The organism is Capnocytophaga sp. oral taxon 329 str. F0087, assembly GCF_000213295.2.
In the GTDB taxonomy this organism is placed as follows: domain Bacteria; phylum Bacteroidota; class Bacteroidia; order Flavobacteriales; family Flavobacteriaceae; genus Capnocytophaga; species Capnocytophaga leadbetteri_A.
Window position 1 is genome coordinate 1 of record NZ_KN390075.1, and the last position, 3990, is coordinate 3990.

Here is a 3990-nt window from a genome sequence, read left to right on the forward strand (position 1 = left end):
CTGTTTACGGGTGCATTTTTGGCGTCAATATCTAAATAACCTGTTAATTTATAGGGGGTAACGACTACTTCTTCGAGGGCATAAGCTAATTCGGTCATTCCGATTTTTAGTCCTTGAAACTTAATCATATCATTGGTTACCCTTATCTTAGTAGATTTATAGCCTAAAAAAGAAATGTACAAGGTGTCATTGGCGGCTGCACTTATGGTGAAATCGCCTTTGTGATCGGAGGTGGTACCTTTTACTTTGTTGAGGTTTAGAATATGTACGTTGGGCATCGGTTTTTCGGTCTGTACACTGTATATATGCCCGTGCAGCTCAGTTTCTTGTGCGATAGTGTAGCTGCTGAACAGTAGTACGCAAAACCATAATAACTTCTTCATCATCACATTTCTTTTTTTAAGGTAAAAAGAGGGTGTCCGAACTTTTTTTCAGCTCGGACATCCTTCTTTGAGTTAAAAAGACTATTTACTAACCTAATAGATTAGTTCTTTACGTTGAAAGCTTTTTCTTTTGGATAGTATGCTACAGAGCCTAATTGTTCTTCGATACGAAGCAATTGGTTGTATTTTGCCATACGGTCAGAGCGAGAAGCTGAACCGGTTTTGATTTGTCCGGTGTTAAGTGCTACTGCAAGGTCAGCGATAGTATTGTCTTCAGTTTCTCCTGAACGGTGAGACATCACAGCGGTGTAACCAGCACGGTTAGCCATTTCGACAGCTGCAATTGTTTCAGAAAGTGTACCGATTTGGTTTACTTTGATAAGGATAGAGTTAGCGATACCTTTAGCGATACCTCTTTCAAGAATAGATACGTTGGTAACGAATAAGTCGTCACCTACTAATTGTACGCGGCCTCCAATTTTTTCGGTAAGCAATTTCCAGCCGTCCCAGTCGTTTTGATCCATACCGTCTTCGATAGAGATGATAGGATATTTAGCTACTAATTCAGCTAAGTATTCAGCTTGTTCAGCAGAAGTACGTACTTTACCTTTAGCGCCTTCGAAGATAGTGTAATCGTATTTACCATCTTTGTAGAACTCAGAAGAAGCACAGTCTAAGGCAATCTTAATGTCTTCGCCCCATTTGTAACCAGCTTTGTTTACCGCTTCTTTGATAGAGTCGAGAGCATCTTCGATGTCTTTGAATGCAGGAGCGAAACCACCTTCGTCGCCTACAGCAGTACCTAAACCTTTGTCGTGTAATACTTTTTTAAGGTTGTGGAATACTTCAGCCCCCATTTGGATAGCTTGTGAAAAGTCTTTAGCATTCACAGGCATAATCATAAATTCTTGGAAAGCGATAGGAGCATCAGAGTGAGCACCAGCGTTGATGATGTTCATCATAGGAACAGGCAAAGTGTGAGCACTAACCCCTCCTACGTAGCGGTATAGAGGTAAGCCAAGTTCTTCAGCAGCAGCTCTTGCAACCGCCAATGAAACCCCAAGGATAGCGTTAGCCCCTAATTTAGATTTGTTAGGAGTGCCATCGAGGGCAATCATAGCTTGGTCGATAAGGTTTTGTTCGAATACGTCGATACCTACTATCTCTTCAGCAATGATTTCATTAACATTAGCAACGGCTTTTAAAACGCCTTTACCCATATAATCTTTACCACCGTCGCGTAATTCAACGGCTTCGTATTCACCAGTTGAGGCTCCTGAAGGCACAGCTGCTCTACCAAGAAAACCGTTTTCGGTCAATACATCTACTTCTACAGTCGGATTTCCTCTTGAATCCAAGATTTGGCGTGCGTGCACGCTTACAATTCTACTCATATTTTTTTATTTTATTTAATTAATTTACTATGTTTTAGTCGTTAGTTATTAGTCGTTAGTCGTTAGAATGTGTCGCTATTTAGTGACTAATACTATGCACATATGAGAAATCGGCAAAATTAGCTAATTAAAACTTTGTCTTGCCCAAAAGAATGGTGGTTCGATGTTTAAAGCACGGAGGTATGTATAGCCTTGTCCGCGGTGGTGACTCTCGTTTTCAATGAAGTATAGTATCCATTGCGCAAAGCTAAAAGTCATTTGATAAATAGTAAGCGGTTGGGTATAATCGCCTACTTTTGTCCATTCGCGGTCGAGAATTTCAGTGGCTCTATCCCACAAAGCTAATACTTCTGCTTTGGTAGTAGGGAAAGCTCCTTCTAAGAAAAGCGTGTGTTGCTCCTGAAATCTTTCTTTAAAAAGATAGTCCATAACTCTTAAAAACTCTTCTACCATTGCTGAAAAGGGACGCAAGTTAGCTATATTGAACTCAAAAAGGTCTTTCTCAGGGAAAGCCTCAATCACCTTGCGGGTGAGGGCACGTACATCTTTTAAGTTAGTGAGCAGTGCTTCGGGGGTAAGTATTTCTTTCATTTTTATTTAGTCGTTAGTACGTTAGTAATTAGTCGTTAGAATGTTAGTCGTTAGTGTTATTGTCGCTTTCTAATGACTAAGAATCTTTACAAATTGGTCAAACAGATAGGTGGCATCATTAGGGCCTGGAGCGGCTTCGGGGTGGTACTGCACACTGAAGCATTTTTTGCCTTTGATGCGTAAGCCCATTACTGTATCGTCGTTTAGGTGTGTGTGTGTGATTTCTATATTAGGGTTTGCTTCGGCTTCTGCTCTGCTGACTGCGAAACCGTGGTTTTGTGAGGTAATCTCGTCTTTGCCTGTTAATAGGTTTTTAACAGGGTGGTTGATACCGCGGTGCCCATTGTGCATTTTGTAGGTAGGAATACCGTTTGCCAAAGCGATGATTTGGTGCCCTAAGCAGATGCCAAAGATAGGTAAATCTTCTGCTATCATCTGTTTTACTTGAGCGATAACTTCTGTTAGCGGCTCGGGGTCGCCAGGGCCGTTAGAGAGGAAATAGCCATCGGGGTTCCACGCTTTGAGTTCTGCTAAAGGTGTGTTATACGGGAATACTTTGACATATATATCGCGGTTGGCTAAGTGGCGCAAAATGTTGCGCTTGATGCCAAAGTCCAAAGCAGCTACTTTGTACTTAGCTTCAGGATTACCAAAAAAATAAGGTTTAGCAGTAGACACTTTTGATGCCAATTCTAAACCTTTCATATTAGGAATTTCGTTCAAACGTGCTTTGAGCACCTCTAAGTCGTCAGTTTCGGTTGAAATAACAGCATTCATAGAACCATTATCGCGTATGTAGCTTACCAAAGCACGCGTATCGACTTCGCAAATGGCTACCAAATGGTGGTCGTCTAAAAAGCTCTGAAGCCCTTGCTGTGCTTTGGGACGAGAATAGTCGTAACTAAAATTTCTACATACTAAGCCAGCGATTTTGAGTCCGTTAGACTCATAGTCGTCTTCAGTGATGCCGTAGTTGCCTATATGCGCATTAGCCGTCACCATTATCTGTCCGAAGTAAGAAGGGTCAGTAAAAATTTCCTGATAACCAGTCATACCGGTATTAAAGCAAACCTCGCCAAAAGCAGTGCCTTCATAGCCTACGCTTTTGCCATAGAAGGCAGTACCGTCAGCCAATAGCAACACCGCTTTTTTCTTTTGTTGATATTTCATTGTGCTACGTCGTTATTTCTGAGCGCAAAAATACAAAATAAATATCAATTAGCAATTATTAAGAAGAATATTTTTTGTTTTGAGGGGACATCCTTCCCCCTTTGCACATACTCCGCTGCGCCAGCTCGCGGACTTCCTTCAAAGGGGGAGATGTGACGGTCAGCATACAAGAGCCTCATAATACTATAATATACCTTATATTGGACTCTTTAGTTATTTATACTTCTATGTTTTTTCGGTATTCCTGTATCGTTCGTATATAACATCCCCCCTTTGCACATACTCCGCTGCGCCAGCTCGCGGACTTCCTTCAAAGGGGGAGATGTAATGGTCAGCATACATGAGCAGCATAGTAGTATAATATACCTTATATTTGGACTCTCCTAAATTCAAGTAATAAAAGTAACTTTTTAATAAGGGTTTGTTTTTAATTTTTGTCTGCTGCAGACAAA

At 41.1% G+C, this 3990-nt stretch carries 4 protein-coding genes and 1 pseudogene; all 5 read right to left on the reverse strand.

Going from position 1 to position 3990, the window contains the following annotated elements; all coding sequences use genetic code 11:
- Positions 1 to 386: carboxypeptidase-like regulatory domain-containing protein (locus tag HMPREF9074_RS11250; RefSeq protein ID WP_034540893.1), on the reverse strand; the 386-nt coding region annotated here is incomplete at its 3' end.
- Between the two features lie 98 nt (positions 387 to 484).
- Entirely contained in the window at positions 485 to 1777 is a 1293-nt protein-coding gene (eno, locus tag HMPREF9074_RS11255) for a phosphopyruvate hydratase (protein WP_009389406.1), read from the reverse strand.
- A 123-nt stretch (positions 1778 to 1900) separates the two neighbouring features.
- A complete protein-coding gene (locus HMPREF9074_RS11260; protein ID WP_009389409.1) occupies positions 1901 to 2368 on the reverse strand; it encodes a DinB family protein in 468 nt (155 codons plus the stop codon).
- A gap of 69 nt (positions 2369 to 2437) precedes the next feature.
- Complete coding sequence (gene carA, locus HMPREF9074_RS11265; RefSeq protein ID WP_009389411.1) at positions 2438 to 3538, reverse strand: glutamine-hydrolyzing carbamoyl-phosphate synthase small subunit; 1101 nt, start codon at positions 3536 to 3538, stop codon at positions 2438 to 2440.
- A 225-nt stretch (positions 3539 to 3763) separates the two neighbouring features.
- Positions 3764 to 3990: pseudogene (locus tag HMPREF9074_RS12740) on the reverse strand (hypothetical protein); the annotation flags it as partial.